At 50.7% G+C, this 17,526-nt stretch carries 11 protein-coding genes; 10 read left to right on the top strand and 1 reads right to left on the bottom strand.

Going from position 1 to position 17,526, the window contains the following annotated elements; genetic code table 11:
• The first annotated feature begins 206 nt into the window (after nt 1-206).
• From ACTHRH_RS01715 to ACTHRH_RS01670, 10 genes are all read left to right on the top strand, one after another.
• Complete coding sequence (locus ACTHRH_RS01715; RefSeq protein ID WP_440413766.1) at nt 207-2,381, top strand: RelA/SpoT family protein; 2,175 nt, start codon at nt 207-209, stop codon at nt 2,379-2,381.
• Between the two features lie 30 nt (nt 2,382-2,411).
• Complete coding sequence (dtd, locus tag ACTHRH_RS01710) at nt 2,412-2,852, top strand: D-aminoacyl-tRNA deacylase (protein ID WP_144936057.1); 441 nt, start codon at nt 2,412-2,414, stop codon at nt 2,850-2,852.
• A gap of 169 nt (nt 2,853-3,021) precedes the next feature.
• A complete protein-coding gene (locus ACTHRH_RS01705) occupies nt 3,022-3,195 on the top strand; it encodes a hypothetical protein (protein WP_186328324.1) in 174 nt (57 codons plus the stop codon).
• A 227-nt stretch (nt 3,196-3,422) separates the two neighbouring features.
• Complete coding sequence (locus tag ACTHRH_RS01700) at nt 3,423-4,955, top strand: coproporphyrinogen III oxidase (RefSeq protein ID WP_440413763.1); 1,533 nt, start codon at nt 3,423-3,425, stop codon at nt 4,953-4,955.
• Nucleotides 4,956-5,021: 66 nt separating this feature from the next.
• On the top strand, nt 5,022-6,941 hold the full coding sequence (locus ACTHRH_RS01695; protein WP_144936109.1) for an FAD-dependent oxidoreductase: 1,920 nt from the start codon (nt 5,022-5,024) through the stop codon (nt 6,939-6,941).
• An 899-nt stretch (nt 6,942-7,840) separates the two neighbouring features.
• Nucleotides 7,841-9,097 carry a histidine--tRNA ligase gene (hisS, locus tag ACTHRH_RS01690; protein ID WP_379290083.1) on the top strand — a complete coding sequence of 419 codons (1,257 nt, stop codon included), beginning with the start codon at nt 7,841-7,843 and terminating at the stop codon, nt 9,095-9,097.
• A 107-nt stretch (nt 9,098-9,204) separates the two neighbouring features.
• Nucleotides 9,205-10,983, top strand: coding sequence for an aspartate--tRNA ligase (gene aspS / locus ACTHRH_RS01685; protein ID WP_440413850.1), 1,779 nt, complete (start codon nt 9,205-9,207; stop codon nt 10,981-10,983).
• Between the two features lie 37 nt (nt 10,984-11,020).
• Nucleotides 11,021-11,770, top strand: coding sequence for a tRNA threonylcarbamoyladenosine dehydratase (locus ACTHRH_RS01680; RefSeq protein WP_144936066.1), 750 nt, complete (start codon nt 11,021-11,023; stop codon nt 11,768-11,770).
• Nucleotides 11,771-12,439: 669 nt separating this feature from the next.
• Complete coding sequence (locus ACTHRH_RS01675) at nt 12,440-13,693, top strand: replication-associated recombination protein A (protein ID WP_144936069.1); 1,254 nt, start codon at nt 12,440-12,442, stop codon at nt 13,691-13,693.
• Between the two features lie 571 nt (nt 13,694-14,264).
• Nucleotides 14,265-15,971 carry a potassium/proton antiporter gene (locus ACTHRH_RS01670; RefSeq protein ID WP_440413760.1) on the top strand — a complete coding sequence of 569 codons (1,707 nt, stop codon included), beginning with the start codon at nt 14,265-14,267 and terminating at the stop codon, nt 15,969-15,971.
• A gap of 170 nt (nt 15,972-16,141) precedes the next feature.
• Here ACTHRH_RS01670 and mnmA read toward each other — a convergent pair whose 3' ends face one another.
• Complete coding sequence (mnmA, locus tag ACTHRH_RS01665; protein ID WP_144936074.1) at nt 16,142-17,314, bottom strand: tRNA 2-thiouridine(34) synthase MnmA; 1,173 nt, start codon at nt 17,312-17,314, stop codon at nt 16,142-16,144.
• Nucleotides 17,315-17,526: the final 212 nt, after the last annotated feature.

The following is a 17,526-nucleotide window of genomic DNA, read 5'->3' as shown; positions in this document are numbered from 1 at the left end:
ATAAGCCGTTTTTCCAATGACTCCCACCCATAATACTACAAATTATAGATGGCGGGAACCCAATTCAGATTCGCCCAACGGGGAGTCTGCGGTACGCTTTGGGAATGGCTCGACATGAAAAACGGGACGATTCGACACGTTTCTTGACGGGATGCCCTGTTGAGGTTCATAATGAATAAAAATGATCAAACGGAAAGGATTTAGGAATGGGGATCGAGCTGTTACTTGAGAAGGCATCAACCTATTTAAAAGAGAGCGACCTGAACAAGATACAAGAGGCCTATCTGTTTGCCGAACAGGCTCATCACGGTCAGGTAAGAAAATCGGGAGAGCCTTATATTCTGCATCCGGTCGCAGTAGCCGAAATAGTGGTTAAAATGCAGATGGATGCCACCTCGATCATCGCTGCTCTGCTGCATGACGTTGTGGAAGATACCAGCGTTTCTTTAGACATGCTGCGCGAACGGTTCGGGGATACCTGCGCGATGCTGGTGGACGGCTTGACGAAGCTGGAGAAAATCCAATTTAAATCGAAGCAGGAGCAGCAGAATGAGAATTATCGGAAGATGTTCGTCGCGATGGCTCAGGATATTCGGGTCATTCTTATCAAACTGGCGGACAGGCTTCATAACATGCGGACTCTTAAGTTTCAATCGGAAGAAGCCCAGCGCCGGATTGCCGATGAGACTCTGGAAATTTTCTGCCCGATTGCCCACCGGTTAGGGATATCTGCGATCAAATGGGAGATGGAGGATATCGCTCTCCGTTATCTAAATCCTCAGCAGTACTACCGGATTGCAAATCTGATGCAGAAGAAGAGAACCGAGCGGGAGCAATATATTCAGGATGTTATTGTGAAAATAAAGGAAAAAGTGTCCGAAATGGGGATCGAAAGCGACATATCGGGCCGGCCCAAGCATATCTACAGCATTTATAAGAAGATGACCTCGAGAGGCAAGCAGTTCAATGAAATTTATGATCTGCTGGCCATTCGGGTGATTGTGGACAATATCAAGGACTGCTACGCCACCCTCGGGATTATTCATACTTTATGGAAGCCTATGCCCGGCAGGTTTAAGGACTACATTGCCATGCCCAAGGCCAACATGTACCAATCCCTGCATACGACCGTGATCGGACCCAAGGGGGAGCCGCTGGAAGTGCAGATTCGGACCTGGGAAATGCATCGCACTTCCGAATATGGTATCGCCGCCCACTGGGCGTATAAGGAAGGCTCGGCGGTTCCGTCCGGCAGCTTCAGCAAGAAGATGAACTGGTTCCGTGAAATTCTCGAGCTGCAGAACGAAACGCGGGATGCTTCGGAGTTCATGGAGTCGTTGAAGATGGACTTCTTTACCGATCTGGTCTTCGTGTTCACGCCCAAGGGTGAGGTCATTGAGCTTCCGGCGGGCTCGGTACCGCTTGACTTCGCGTACAGAATTCATACGGAGGTCGGGAACCGGACGATCGGGGCCAAGATCAACGGACGGATCGTCCCGCTGGATTACAAGCTGAACAACGGCGATATCGTTGAAATTCTGACCTCCAAGCATTCGTACGGCCCCAGCCAGGATTGGCTCAAGATTGCTCAATCCTCTCATACGAAGAGCAAGATCAAGCAGTGGTTCAAGAAGGAGAAGCGGGAAGAGAACATCATTAAAGGCCGGGAAGCCATCGAACGGGAGTTAAAGCGCCTGGCCATCGATCCGGCCCAATGGATGACGGATGACAAGCTGCAGGAGGTCGCATCCAAGTTTAATTTTAACGATATAGAGGATATGCTGTCCGCGATCGGCTTCGGGGGAATTACCGCCGCGCAGATTGTTACCCGGCTGACGGAGAAGCTTCGCAAGGAAGAGATCCCTCCGCTGCAGCTGACTAACGAAGTCAAGGAAGTGAAGTCCGCTCCGGAGAAGAAGAGCCGTCCCACCCATGGAGTCCGGGTCAAAGGAGTGGACAACCTGCTGGTCCGCTTCGCCCGCTGCTGCAATCCCGTTCCGGGAGACGATATCGTCGGCTATATTACGCGCGGCCGCGGAGTGTCGGTGCATCGTTCGGACTGCAGCAATATTCCGGCACCGGACGGTGAGGAAGGCAACCGGATTATTGAGATTGAATGGGCGGATTCGATAGAAGCGAATTACAGTGTCGAAATCGAGATAACAGGACATGACCGGCCGGGCTTGCTCAATGAAGTGCTGCAGGCCGTGTCGGAGAGCAAGACGATGATGTCCGCCGTCTCCGGCCGTTCGGACAAGAACAAGATGGCGTTGATTCATATGACGATCCTGATCCGCAATATCGATCATCTCCATTCTGTCGTCGAGAAGATTAAACGAATTCAGGACGTCTATTCCGTGCAAAGAATCATGCAGTCATAAGACGGTATTGACTGGAAACGAGGGATAGGGTTGAGGATTGTAGTACAACGCAGTAAAGAAGCGAGTGTGACCATTAACGGAAGCCTGACGGGGAGCATCGAGCAGGGGCTCGTGCTGCTGGTCGGGGTCACCCACGAGGATACGGAAGAGGATGCCCGCTACTTGGCGGATAAAGTGGCCGGTTTGAGAATATTTGAGGATGACGGCGGCAAGATGAACCTGTCTGTTCAAGAGATAGGGGGTCAAATCTTGTCGGTTTCGCAATTTACTCTATATGGAGATTGCCGCAAGGGCAAGCGGCCCAATTTCATGGCGGCGGCGAGGCCGGAACTGGCAGAACCGCTGTACCACCGGTTTAACGAGCTGTTGAGAGAACGGGGACTAACCGTTGCGACTGGGCGGTTCGGCGAAATGATGGATGTTCGGCTGGTGAATTGGGGGCCGGTTACTCTTATTCTGGAGAGCAAATAACGAGAACAAGGTTCGATTGCCGTGCGCAGACGGGCCTCGGTCAGGCTAAAGTTCGGGACAAGCAGAAGGTGTATAGTCAGGGGAAGAGGCTCCTCTTTTTGGCAGATTATTAGTTTCCGCGGAGGGAAATAATAGCCGCTAGACACCTTGGCATAAAGGAGATGTAGACGTGCACCGATCCGTCAAGGAGGAAACCGTCCTGCTTTCCCAGCAAATTTCTGCTCCGGCCTCTTACCATGAAGCGATCGCTTCCCTGACCCTTGACGGGTCAACGGAGGGCAAGCACAGCTTCGAATCCGAACGGGACGCGATGAAGAGAGTTCCGCGCAAAATCATTCGCTAGCGATTATAATGAGATAACATAATAGCCACGGACGGACACTCAGTCTGTCCTTTTTTTGTGTCTGGGAGGAAGGATTCAATTAATATAGACGGAGGATGCATGAAGGAATCCGCGGGTTCCTACGGCCGCACTAAATCTGCCAGAAATGTTTTATTCGGCGGGCATCTTATGTTACACTCTACAATAGGCTAATCATGCTTACGGAAATACACCTCGGAGGTGCGCACTTGTTAAATATTGCGATTCATCGGATTGGATTCGATGATTTTTCGACTGAAATTTATCATATTACCCGCTTGTTTTTTGAACAGCCCAATGTTCAGTGGGAGCCGCAGGAGAAGGATGCGGAGTGGCAAGCGGTCATAGAAATGCGGAAGAAGGAAGACACCCGTGATATCTATGTGAAGACGGATTTATCGGCGGCAGATGGGGGAGAAGCTTGGTCACATGAGCATACGATGCCCATTCCCGATTCCGGAGAGGAAGAGCGAGGGATAGTGAAGCGGGCGATTCTCTATTCCCTGCTTCAGGTGCTGCAGGATGCCACCGGGCTGGAGCAGCCATGGGGAATTCTCACGGGGGTCCGCCCGACCAAATTAATGCACAACATGATGAATAAACAGGATATAGAAACCTGTAAGCAAATATTGAGAGAGCAGTATTTGATCACCGAACCCAAGGTGAAGCTGCTTGCGGATGTGGCAGAGCGGCAGCTGAAGGTCATTCCCGATCTGTTCCGGCTGGATAAAGAGATAAGTATCTACATAGGAATACCGTTCTGTCCCACCAAATGTGCCTATTGCACGTTTCCGGCTTATGATATTCGGGGAAACAACGGGTCTGTTCAAGGTTTTCTGGAAGGGCTGCATTATGAAATCCGCGAGATGGGCCGATGGCTTCAGCAAGCCGGTCTGGGCATTACGACGATTTATTGGGGCGGCGGAACACCGACGAGTATCGAGGCGGATGAGATGGACGCCTTGTTCCAGACGATTCAACAATCATTCCCCGGATTGGACAAGGTTCGGGAGCTGACGGTTGAAGCCGGACGTCCGGATACGATTACCCCGGAGAAGATTGAGGTCTTGCAAAAGTGGAAGGTGGACCGGATCAGCATTAACCCGCAGAGCTTCACGCAAGCGACGCTGGATACCATCGGCCGCCACCATACGGTAACCGAAACATTGGAGAAATTTAAGCTGGCCCGTCAAATGGGCATGAATAATATCAATATGGACTTGATTATCGGCCTGCCTAATGAAGGGATAGAGCAGTTTCAGCAAACGCTGGACGAAACCGCCAAGCTGATGCCCGAATCGCTGACGGTCCATACCCTTTCCTTTAAGCGGGCATCCAAAATGACCAAAAACCGCAGTGACTATGAAGTAGCTGAACGGGATGAAATCGCCGAAATGATGCAGATGGCTGCGGATTGGACCGAGCGGAACGGTTACCAGCCCTACTATCTGTATCGCCAGAAAAATATATTGGGCAATTTGGAAAATGTCGGTTACTCCCTGGAAGGAAGGGAAAGCCTGTATAACATTGTGATGATGGAAGAACGGCAAACGATTCTCGGACTTGGCTGCGGTGCGGTAAGCAAAATCGTTTACCCGGGAACGGAAGAGGATACCCAGCAGAAGATTGAACGTTTTCCCAACCCGAAAGAGCCTGCCGCTTACATTCAAAATTACAAGGAATACGTGGACAAAAAAATAAAGCTGCTGAATCAGGCGTACTTGTCCGAAGCGGGAATTTGACATTCGTTCATCCTTAATAGATTAATATATGGGGGGTCTACAGTGAAGAATAAATGGATTTTACTGATGGCCACTGCTATTATCCTGCTTGCGGCGGGAAGCAGCTGGATTTATTATATGGAAAAGTACGGCGGCGGTATCCGCTTTACAGCAGGGAACAAGCCGCAGGAGCTGGAGAAGGTGGAGGTTGTTGCACAGCCTGCGGATGATTATGACGTGATCGTGGTAGGAACCGATCCGGAAGGAATCGCGGCGGCGGTTTCCGCTTCCCGCAATGGGCTGCGAACGCTTATGGTGGACGGTCATGACCGCGAAATACTGGGCGGTTTGATGACCCTTGGCTGGCTCAATAGTATTGATATGAATTATGACGTGGAGAATAAATCGATCGTCCCCGGTGCCAAGATGCCGGTTCTGAACAAAGGGATTTTCTCGGAATGGTATGAAAAGGTCGAGGGGGATTCGTTCGACGTCACTACGGCGGCTAACGCTTTTAATAAAATAGTTCAGGGAGAGAAGAACCTCGATGTGCATCTGAAGGCGCGGGCGATTGAACCGATTCTCGCCAAAGGCCAAGAGGATCACATGGTTGTAGAGGGGATATCGCTTACGCGTGAGGACGGAACCGTCCAGCAAATTAAGGCCAGAGCGGTCATCGATGCGACTCAGGATGGCGATTTTGCCGCTGCCGCGGGAGTTCCGTTCACGATTGGCCGGGAAGATTTGGGCGATATGAAGTCCAAGATGGCCGTTACTCTCGTCTTTCGTCTGGGGAATGTGGACGATGAGGTTTGGAAGCAGGTCCGCAAACGGCTCAGCAATGACAACGATCCAAATACCGGTGCTACGGACATGTCGGCCTGGGGCTATGTCGAGATGCAGAAGTACCCGGCAGTCAATAAAGAACGGATGAAGATGCGCGGATTAAATATAGGCCGCCAGAACGACGGCACTATTCTGATTAATGCTCTGCAAATTTTCGGGGTGGATCCGTTCGATCCCAAATCGCGGGAAGAAGCCTTCGTGCTGGCCAAGGAAGAAATTCCGCATGTAGTGGAGCATATGAAGGAGCTGTATCCGGAGTTTGCCAATGTAGAATTTCTCGATACCGCGCCGGAGCTTTATGTGAGAGAAAGCCGGCACATGAAAGGAATGTACCGTCTGACGATACTGGACTTGCTGGAAAACCGCGATCATTGGGACCGCATTGCTTTCGGTTCCTATGCCGTTGATATTCAGCGCACAAGTCCGGCGGATGACGGTGCGGTCGTTCTTGATCCGCCGAAATACGCCATTCCTTTCCGCAGCATTGTTCCCCAGAAGGTAGATAATCTGCTGGTGGTTGGCCGTTCCGCAAGCTTCGATACGCTTCCGCATGGAAGCGCCCGGGTCATTCCGACCGGGATGGCAACCGGTGAAGCGGCCGGGGCAGCCGTCAAAATTGCCATGGATGGAGAGATGACCTTCCGGGAGCTGGCTGAATCCAAGGAAGAGATCAAGAAGCTTCAGGATCTCATCAACAGCAAGGGGATGGATGTCAAGCCATATACTCCGAAGGTACATCCTTACATGGAGCATCCTGCCTATCCGGGATTGAAGGTAGCTGTCTATCTGGGTATTGCCAACGGGGGCTACAATAACGATTTCCGTCTCGATGACACATCCAATCCGCAGAGATTGGTTAATCAATGGAATATAGCCAAGCGGGTATATCCGAATTCGTTCAAAGGAGATGCATCTGCTGCTATCGCAGGTATGGAAGAAGCAGCCAAGCAGCCGTTAACTCTGGAGCAAGCTTGCTATACGATAGCTAAAGCAGTGGAGCTGGATGTTCCGAAGGAGCAGGCTCAGAGCGAGCTGATCGACAAGGGGCTGCTGAAGCAGTCGACGATAGACATGATTAAGGATCAGGGACAATTGACCAATGGAGAGACGTTCATGATGCTTAAGGATACTCTGGAACGGATAGTCGGTGTGAAGTTTTAGAGCTCGAGGCATTATTCTTTGCTCAACGCGCGCCTATTCGGTGCGCGTTGAGGCGTTTCATCACAGCGATCTGTCTTCTAACAGGCATAGGTCCGATAGATGTAATCAAACTGTAATGTTAGGTTCATGCCTTTGTAATAATAAATGTCTATACTTAGAACTGACCCCTTTTGTAACATATATAACTAATTCAACCTGCAGCCGATGCCGCAGGTTCTTTTCTTTTTGGCCGGTTTTTCTATTCCGCAGTTTTCCACAGCTCAGGGGATTCGGAGTCTTCTAAGAAGGGTCATTTGTTCCAAGATGACACATCCGTTCTGGGATGACTTGACAATCCTAAGCCGGCGCATTACAATCAATACTAAATCTTACGACCCTCCGGTGATCGGCGCCTACCGCAACTAAGGACTTTATCACTGGAGAATATCGAAATCCGTTGAAGGGACCCAGTAATTCAACCCCACCTCTGCAGAGAGGGAAGCCGATGGCTGCAAGCTTCCTGAGGATGATTGAATGAATAACCTCCCGGAGGACGGGCCGTGACCCCCACAGCATGAAGATGCGGGTGGAAGTAGCGGCTTCGCGTAGTCGGGCGTTAACCGGAGAAGTGCGGAGCTTTCGTTCCTCTTACTTGACGGTAAGGGAAGAATGCCCCGAATGTGGGTGGTACCACGGGTGATTTGTATATAATCCCTCGTCCCTGGCTGTTATGGCCGGAGACGGGGGATTTTTTGTAAATATAAGAAAGTATAAGTTTTCATCTATACCTGTTCTTATATTTCATCGGTAAACGCGCCCGTCCTAAGGACGGCGATAGCCGTTTATCCTTGCGGAATGCCCGATGTGTCCCGATCCGCACTGCCCGAGTCTCTATATGAAATGCAGAAGGAGGAAGCGAAATGAGTTTTCAGAAGCCGAAAGGCACACAGGATTTGCTGCCCGGCATTGTGGAAAAGTGGCAGTACATCGAAGCGAAAGCAAGAGATTTGTGTCGCCGCTATCATTATAAAGAAATCCGCACGCCGATTTTCGAGCATACGGAGCTGTTTCAGCGCGGCGTTGGCGAGACGACCGATATCGTGGAGAAGGAGATGTATACTTTCCTCGACAAAGGCGGCCGTCATATAGCGCTTCGGCCCGAAGGGACGGCGGGCGTTGTGAGAGCCTACGCGGAGAACAAGCTCTACGCGGAACCGGACGTTACCAAGCTGTATTATATCGGGCCGATGTTCCGCTACGAGCAGCCGCAGGCGGGTCGTTACCGCCAGCTCCACCAGTTCGGCGTGGAAGCGTTCGGCTCGACCGATCCTGCTCTGGATGCGGAGGTCATCGCGCTGGGCTACAGCTTCTACAAGGAAGTTGGCATTCGCGACGTGACGGTTGAGATCAATTCCGTGGGTACCCCGGAAATTCGGGCCCGGTTCCGTCAGACGCTCCTGAACTTCCTTGAGCCGATGCGCAGCGAGCTGTGTAAAGACTGCCAGAACCGGATGGAGAAGAATCCCCTTCGCGTGCTGGACTGCAAAGTCGACCAGCATCGGTTCGCCGGGGCTCCCGAGCTGATCGATCACCTGGACGAGGAATGCGCGGCACACTTTGAGGCCGTCAAGCAGAGCCTGTCCGCCATGAATATTCCGTATCGGATCAACCCGCGGCTTGTCCGCGGCCTCGATTACTATACTCACACCGCTTTCGAGTATAAGGCGGAAGGCATCGGAGCCATCGATACGATCGGCGGGGGCGGACGCTATAACGGGCTCGTCGGAGAGATAGGCGGTCAGGATCAGCCGGGTGTCGGCCTCGGGCTAGGCCTTGAGAGAACTCTGCTCGTACTGGAATCCCAGCAGGCGGACGTTCCCGGCGCACAGCCGATCGACGTTTATCTGGTGCCGATGGGAGACCGGGCGGAGCGTGAAGCGGTGAAGCTGTTGTTCGAGCTTCGTTCGGCCGGGATAGCTGCCGAGAAGGATTATTTGCAGCGGAAGATGAAGGCGCAGTTGAAGGCGGCAGATCGCTCGCAGGCCCGCTATGTGGCGATTCTGGGCGAGGATGAGCTGGAGCAGGGCGTCATAGCGTTGAAGGAAATGGCTACGGGGGAACAGCAGTCCGTACCGCTTGGCGAGCTGCTGTCCTTCCTGAAATCGGCCCTCGGTTAAAAATTCGCATAGTTTGGCTGCGATAAACAGGAATACATTTAGGTTTCGAGTGAAGAGAAGAACGATGAAATCCCCATACTTTTAGAGGAGGAAAGAAAGATATGTCCATGTTAAAAACGCATCATTGTGGTCAGCTTGGCAAAGCTCACGTAGGAGAGACCGTTCAATTAAACGGATGGGTCCAAAGAAGACGGGACCTGGGCGGGGTATTGTTCATCGACCTTCGTGACCGGACAGGTATTGTGCAGATCGTGTTCAACCCGGACTTTTCCGGAGAAGCGCTGGAGATCGCAGACCGGGCGCGCAACGAGTATGTTCTGGCCGTTCGCGGCAAGGTGGTCGAACGGGCGGAAGAGACGAAGAACGCGAACCTGGCTACCGGTGAAATCGAGGTTCAGGTGTCGGAGATTGAAATTTTAAACGCGGCCAAGAATCCTCCGTTCTTCATCGAGGACGGCATCGAAATCGACGAGGCGCTGCGCTTGAAATATCGTTATCTCGACCTGCGCCGCCCGGAAATGCAGCGGACGCTCATGCTGCGCTCCAAAGCGGCCAAAATTTTCCGCGATTTCCTGGACGAGAAGGAATTCGTCGAAGTGGAAACGCCGATCTTAACAAGAAGCACGCCGGAAGGTGCGCGCGACTATCTCGTGCCGAGCCGCGTACATCCGGGAGAATTTTTCGCCTTGCCCCAATCTCCGCAGATTTTCAAGCAGCTGCTGATGGTCGGGGGGCTGGAGCGCTATTATCAAATCGCGCGATGCTTCCGGGATGAAGATCTGCGCGCGGACCGCCAGCCGGAATTTACCCAGGTGGACATCGAGACTTCCTTCCTGTCTCCGGAGCAGCTTCAGGAGCTGATGGAGGAGCTGATGGCGAAGCTGTTTAAGGAAACGATCGGAGTAGACATTCCGCGTCCGTTCCAAAGATTGACTTATGCCGATGCTATGGGCAAATACGGTTCCGACAAGCCGGACCTGCGCTTCGGCCTGGAGCTGGTCGAGGTGTCCGATATTGTGGCGGGCAGCGGCGTCAAAGTGTTCTCGACGGTGGTCGGCAACGGCGGTCAGGTCAAGGCGCTGAATGCCAAAGGGTGCGCCTCCTGGAGCCGTAAAGAGCTGGACGATCTGCAGCCGTTCGCCGCACGTTACGGTGGCAAAGGGCTTGCCTGGATTCAGGTGAAGGACGGCGACTGGAAAGGACCGATCGTTAAATTTTTTACCGAGGAAGAGAAAGCGGCCCTCACCGAGCGTCTGCAGGTGGAAGAAGGAGACCTGCTCGTATTCTCGGCAGATAAGCCTAAGGTGGTTGCGGATGTGCTCGGCAATCTGCGCCTGAAGCTGGGCAAGGATTTGGGGCTCATTGATGAGAGCCAGTTCAAATTTGCCTGGATCGTCGATTTCCCATTGCTTGGCTACGACGAAGAAGAGAAGCGCTATGTCGCTGAGCATCACCCGTTCACACGGCCGAAGGAAGAGGATATTCATTACTTCGATACCGATCCGGGCAAAATTCGGGCACAGGCCTATGACCTGGTCTTGAACGGATACGAAGTAGGCGGCGGATCAATGAGGATCTACAAGCGCGATATCCAAGAGAAAATGTTCGCTGCTCTCGGCTTTTCCAAGGAAGAGGCTTGGGATAAGTTCGGCTATTTGCTGGAAGCCTTTGAGTACGGTACTCCACCGCACGGAGGAATTGCATTCGGGCTGGACCGTCTGGTTATGCTGTTGGCCGGACGCTCCAATCTTCGCGAAACGATTGCATTCCCTAAGACGGCAAGCGCCACTTGTCTGCTGATGGACGCTCCCGGCGAGGTGGACAGCCAGCAATTGGAGCAGCTCTCCATTCGAGTTGCGGTGAAGCAGCCTTCCTCCTCCCAATAAAACTGTCTGATTAAGCCTGTCAAAAGGAGGAAAAGCAATGCTGAATCAATTTTCGAGGACGGAGCTCGCCATTGGCCCGGAAGGGCTGGACGTGATGAAAAGAAGCACCGTAGCTGTGCTCGGCGTCGGCGGCGTCGGCTCTTTCGCGGTAGAAGCCTTGGCCCGCACCGGCGTTGGCCGCATCGTTATGATCGACAAGGATGTTGTCGATATAACGAATGTCAACCGGCAGCTGCATGCGCTGCTGTCGACCGTCGGCCGTCAGAAGACGGAGCTGATGAAGGAAAGAATCCGGGATATCAATCCGGATTGCGATGCCGTAGCGCTGCAGATGTTCTACACTGAGGAAACATACGAGAAGCTGTTCGAGTATCCGCTAGATTATGTCATTGACGCTTCCGATACGATCAGCTATAAGATTCATCTGATCAAGCAGTGCCTGCAGCGTAAAATCCCGCTTATTTCCAGTATGGGAGCGGCGAACAAAATGGATCCGACCCGCTTTCAGGTGGCGGACATCTCGAAGACAACGATGGACCCGATGGCCCGGGTCATTCGCCAGAAGCTGAGGAAAGAAGGGATTACCAAGGGGGTTAAGGTGGTCTTCTCCACCGAAGAACCGGTAAGGCCGAGGGAAGATGTTACGAAGCAGATCGTACCGGAGAATGCGCCCGAAATCCGCAAAGCTAAACAGCCGCCGGCCAGCAACGCGTTCGTTCCGCCGGTGGCGGGATTAATTATGGTAAGCGTGGCCGTGCGTGATCTGCTTAAGTCAGCCGGTCTTTGAGATTGCTGCAGGAGGGGGAGAGCGACGCTCTGTGCTAAAGTTAAAGCGCCCCTCTTACCGGGCTTGGCCGCTCGGCTCGTTGGGCCCGAGCCGGGGGGACAGGGACGGTCACCGGCAAATAATATGGTATAATAGAGCATGTCGACCGGTAACCGGCGGCATGTTCTTTTTTCAACATTTAAGCGTATAAGTTTGACCTTATCCCTGTTCTTATATTTCATCGGTGCGCCTGTCCAAAGGTCGGTAACAGCCGTTTATCCTTGGTCGTGACAGCTTTTGGTAGGAAAACCTGCAACTTTGCATCTTTTGAACAGGTTGCTGGTTCGTTGGCAAAAATTGCTGCGAAAATACATGCTTTTGAGCATCAAATTGAAGAAAATGCCTGTCATGAACAGAAATTCATGTATTTTTGCAGGCTTGCCCACTACAATAGGCGATTTAAGAGAAGAAGGATGCGCTTTTGCTTCTTTTGCCTAAGGCCAGTATGCATAGCACCACACGAGGGACGTAGGCTTTCACTATGCAACGCATAGTTCGCCTTTCCGGCGCCGATTGTGAATGGCCTCATAAGCTATGACGATCTACCACCAAGCGAGGGCCGTAGGCTTTCGCCAAGCAGCGCCATAATGTGCGCTCGAAATTATTTTTAACTGTAAGGGTGAAATCACATTGGACTTATTTGACCTAAATCCAACAACAGACCACCAGCCACTTGCCGAACGTATGCGCCCTCAGACGCTTGATGAATATTTTGGTCAGTCCCATATCTTAGCGCCAGGTAAAGTCCTGCGGAAGATTATTGAAACCGACAAAATCACAAGTATGATTTTACAGGGTCCTCCAAGTAGCGGTAAGACAAGTCTTGCTTATATTATCTCTCAGTCCACAAAAGCCAATTTCGTACGTTTAAATGCGGTTTCCTTAACCGTTGCAGAACTTCGTGAAGCCATAAGTACCGCTAAAGACAATTTAAAAATGTACGGTCAAAAAACCATTGTAATGATAGATGAAATTCACGCTATGAAAAGTAATGTGCAAATGGCATTGCTTCCACATGTAGAAGACGGGACTATCATTCTGATCGGACTGACCACCGAATCCATTGCTCACGATTTAATTCCGCCGCTGGTTTCCAGATGCCGTACTTTTACCTTAAAGGCATTAGACCACAATGATTTGAAAGAAATCATTGTTCGTGCGCTGAAAAGCAATAGAGGTTTGGAAAACAAATTTGAGATTACGGACGAAGCTTTGGAGTATTTGGCCGATGTGTGTAATGGGGATGTGCGGAGCGCTTTTAATGCACTGGAAATGGCTGCTTACTCCCTTTACGAAGGAAATCTTATTGAACTACAGCATATTCGTGAGGCATACGATTCCAGAGTGAATTCCATAACAACTACGGATTTTTATGATATTGTATCTGCTTTTTGCAAATCTTTGCGCGGTTCCCAAACGGATTCGGCTCTTTATTGGCTTGCCCGTATGCTGGACTCTGGTGTAGATCCGTTATACATTGCCCGAAGACTTGTTGTTCATGCATCAGAAGACGTCGGAATGGCAAATCCAAATGCTTTACAAATAGCGATAGCGGCGCAGCAAGCGGTTGAATTTGTCGGGATGCCCGAGGGACGTTTAGCGCTTGCTCACGCCACGGTTTACATTACGGAGAGTCCTAAGTCCAATAGTGTTTATAAAGGGCTTGCAAGCGCATTTCAGACGGTTAGAAATCATCGTGCTTATCCTGTTCCGGAAAACATCAGAGACGGCTCTAGAAGCTATATAAACCCGATTGATAATCCCAACTCCAAAATGCAGTACTTGCCGCCTGAAATTCAGAACGAAAAGTTTTACTTCCCGCAAAATTCAGGAACCGAATCAAAAATTTATGCTCGATATTACGACAAAGAAAACAGAAAGTAATGCCTCCTTGCGGGGGCATTTTTCATTTCCAAGAAACACTGGGCGGTAAACTTGTTCAAGAGGCAATCGAGTTATTAGTCAAAAGTCGTTAATCATAAGGAGAAATTAAGGGTCTAAAATACAATCGACTTTTAGATCTGAATGAAGTGGTGGGCTATGCCTTGTAAAAGAACCTAATCATTATGTGCAACGACAGCATTTTCCCGACGCACTCAAAGAGCAGCCATTTTTTATAGCCGACGAACAGGGAATGGAAGAAAAAATGAGGATAAACCAGAAAAACGAAAAAACCGAAAGACATTCCTTTGAAAAGGATGTATTTTAGGTTTTTTTGCTTTTTTTTGGGCCGGTAACAATGACAATCCGCCCAAGTAAGCTTATAATAAAGAGTGGGGCAAAATAAGGTCGGCGCATCATTCTAAGGGGGAGCCGCGCCTTGTCATACAAACATAGGGAAAACAAGGCGTACATAAAAGTACTTTAACGATGACAATATTTTTGCCGTTCTTGGTAAACAATCAGGAAAGACCGTTAAACGGGAACGAGATGCTAGCGAGAAGGTGATATTCATTTGTTATCGACAGACAATGCGATTTTACTGGTTGCCATCCTGTTACTAATAGGGGTCATCACTACCAAATTTTCCGCACGATTCGGGCTGCCTTCGCTGGTTTTGTTCTTTGTCGTCGGAATGGTCATCAATAAGTTTATTTACTTTGATAATGCCGCGGTTACTCAGCTATTCGGAGTTCTGGCCCTGATCGTGATCCTGTTCGAGGGAGGGCTCCAAACGAAGTGGAGCAATATGCGCAGGGTGCTGGTCCCTTCCTTGTCATTGGCCACCTTCGGCGTCTTCTTAACAACGATCGTCTTCGGCGCTTTCGCCATTCTGATTCTCGATTTGGATTTGATCGAAGGAATGCTGCTTGGAGCTATTGTCGGATCTACGGATGCGGCTGCCGTTTTTGCCGCCCTCGGCACTCGCAACATCAAACAGAAGCTGTCCTCAACACTGGAGGCAGAGTCGGGCACGAACGATCCGATGGCGGTATTTCTTACCGTATCGCTTATTCAGCTTTATCAATCGCCGGACTCCAATTTCTGGATTCTGCTGGTCAATTTGTTCTGGCAGATGGGCGTAGGCTTGCTCATGGGGCTGCTGCTGGGGAAGGTTGCCGTTTGGTGCATCAACAAAATTAATTTGGATTCCTCCGGATTATATCCGGTCTTGTCCGTTGCCTTCGCTATATTTACTTACAGCACGACGGATTTGATCAACGGAAGCGGGCTTCTTGCGGTATACGTGATGGGAGTTCTGGTCGGAAATTCGGATTTGACCTACCGCCACTCGATTTTCCGGTTTAATGAAGGCTTCGCCTGGATGATGCAGATATCCATGTTTATTCTGATGGGACTTCTTGTCTTTCCGTCGGAGTTGATCGGCATTGCATGGCAGGGCTTGGCCTTATCCGCTCTATTGATGTTCGTAGCGAGACCGGTCGGTGTTTTCCTCAGCATGATATTCATGAAGTTCTCCTTTAAGGAAAAAATATTGATTTCCTGGTGCGGACTCCGGGGAGCGGTGCCGATTGTACTGGCGACTTATCCGCTGCTGGCCGGGATGGAAAACGGGTATTTATATTTTAATATGGTATTCTTCATCGTATTGACCTCCGCCCTTATCCAGGGCTGGACCATTACTCCCTTGGCCAATTGGCTCGGCCTGACGGGAGACAAGAAGCCGACTGTCCCCCACAGCTTGGAACTGGTCTCAATCGGTAAGACGAATACGGAAATTATCGAAGTGCAAATCGAAGACCAGGCGAATGTCGTCGGTTCGGAAATCCGGAACCTGGCCCTGCCGGAGGATACTTTGATAACGGCGGTGATCCGCGGGGAGAAGATGATCACTCCAAGGGGAACTACCCGGTTATGCGGAGGAGATATACTATACGTACTGGTGTCCAAGGCTAAAACAGAAGATGTCAAAAATCTGTTTATCGCCATGAAGCCCGGGGAAGAGGATGATTTTGCGGAACCGGAAGGAGAACGTCCTTCAAGGAAAGCGGACGAAAGCGAGGCCGGAGGCAGTAAGGGGACTCATTCGGCATCGGAGGCTTCTCCTTCTCCAGACGGGATCGCCCCGGAAGATCGACAAGAAGAAAGCGGGGCGCCCGAGCGGAAGGCGGAGTTTTCGGGTCAGACGGAATCCGTGACCCCGCCTAATCATTCGAAATACCACGAGCAACGCGAACAAAACGGAAACAAGGAGAAATAAGTTCAATAAAAAAAGCAGCGGAAACGGTGAAGCACCGAATCCGCTGCTTTTTGTTTAAGAAGGTATAAGTTTCACCTTATACCTTCTTAATATTTCACCGGTAAACGCACCTGTCCAAAGGGCGGCGATAGCCTTTTATCCTTGTCTGGCATAAAATCAGGCCATCAGCCCTAAACGAGATCCGTTTCCGGTTCATCCATCCGTTCCGTGCGGTCGATAATGCCGCCGCCCAAGCATAGCTCTCCGTCATAGAATACTACGGCTTGTCCGGGGGTAACGGCTTTCTGCGGCTGGTCGAATTCGACCCGGCAGGTGCCTTCTCCCGTCATGCTTACTCTTACCCCCTGATCCTGCTGCCGGTAGCGGAATTTGGCGGTGCAGCGGAGCGTTCCTACAGGCGGCTGGCCATCGATCCAGCTCACATCCGTAGCTTCAAGCGCGGTGGAGTATAGCCGCGGGTGAGTGTCGCCCTGAACGACGTACAGAATATTGCGGTTCAGATCCTTGTCCGCGACAAACCACGGTTCCCCGGTGCCGGACCCGCCAATCCCCAGGCCCTGGCGTTGGCCGAGGGTATAGTACATGAGCCCGTCATGCTTACCTTTGTATTCCCCGTCCAGCGTAAGGATATCTCCGGATTGGGCCGGCAGGTAATGACTCAGAAATTCCTTGAAATTTCTTTCTCCAATAAAGCAAACCCCCGTGCTATCCTTCTTCTTGGCGGTGGCGAGTCCTGCCGCTGCGGCCAACTCCCTGACTTTCGGTTTAGGCAAATGTCCGATTGGAAACATCGCTTTGGATAGCTGATACTGGTTCAAAGCGTTGAGGAAGTAGGTTTGATCCTTGTTGGCATCAAGGCCGCGGAGGAGACGATATTTTCCTTCATGGAAATCGACCCGAGCATAATGCCCGGTAGCGATATAATCGGCTCCGAGTTCCAACGCTTTCTGTAAAAACTCGCCAAACTTGATTTCCCGGTTACACATAACATCCGGATTAGGGGTTCTCCCTTTGCGGTATTCATCCAGGAAATAAGAAAACACTTTATCGTAATATTGCTTCTCGAAATTAACGGTATAGCAAGGTATGCCGATTTGGGCGCATACTTTGCGCACGTCTTCGGCGTCCTCTTCCGCCGTACAATACCCGAATTCGTCGGTATCGTCCCAGTTTTTCATGAAGATGCCGATCACTTCGTACCCCTGCTCCTTCAGAAGAAGGGCGGCTACTGATGAGTCGACTCCTCCAGACATTCCAAGGACGACTCTCGTCTTTTCAATCGGCTTGTCCATTGATTTAATCCCTCGCTTTGTTTTACTGACTGCTGTATTATTGTAACACATTTTAGCCTGATAACCGCTATTGTGAAAATAAGAACCTTTATAATTTTCATGAAAAAGTCATGGTTTTCATTCCCGTAGAAGCAATTCTGTGTTAACATATAGTTAATGTAGAATATGATACTCAAGATCTACAGAAAGATGGCGGTCATATCGGTTTTTATCCGACTTTTGCCATCCATTTTAGCATGAATTGTCTTTATTTTGGTTAAGCT

Source organism: Paenibacillus sp. SAFN-117, from assembly GCF_051966115.1.
Lineage (GTDB): Bacteria > Bacillota > Bacilli > Paenibacillales > NBRC-103111 > Paenibacillus_L > Paenibacillus_L residui.
This window is presented reverse-complemented; position numbering and strand designations above follow the sequence as displayed.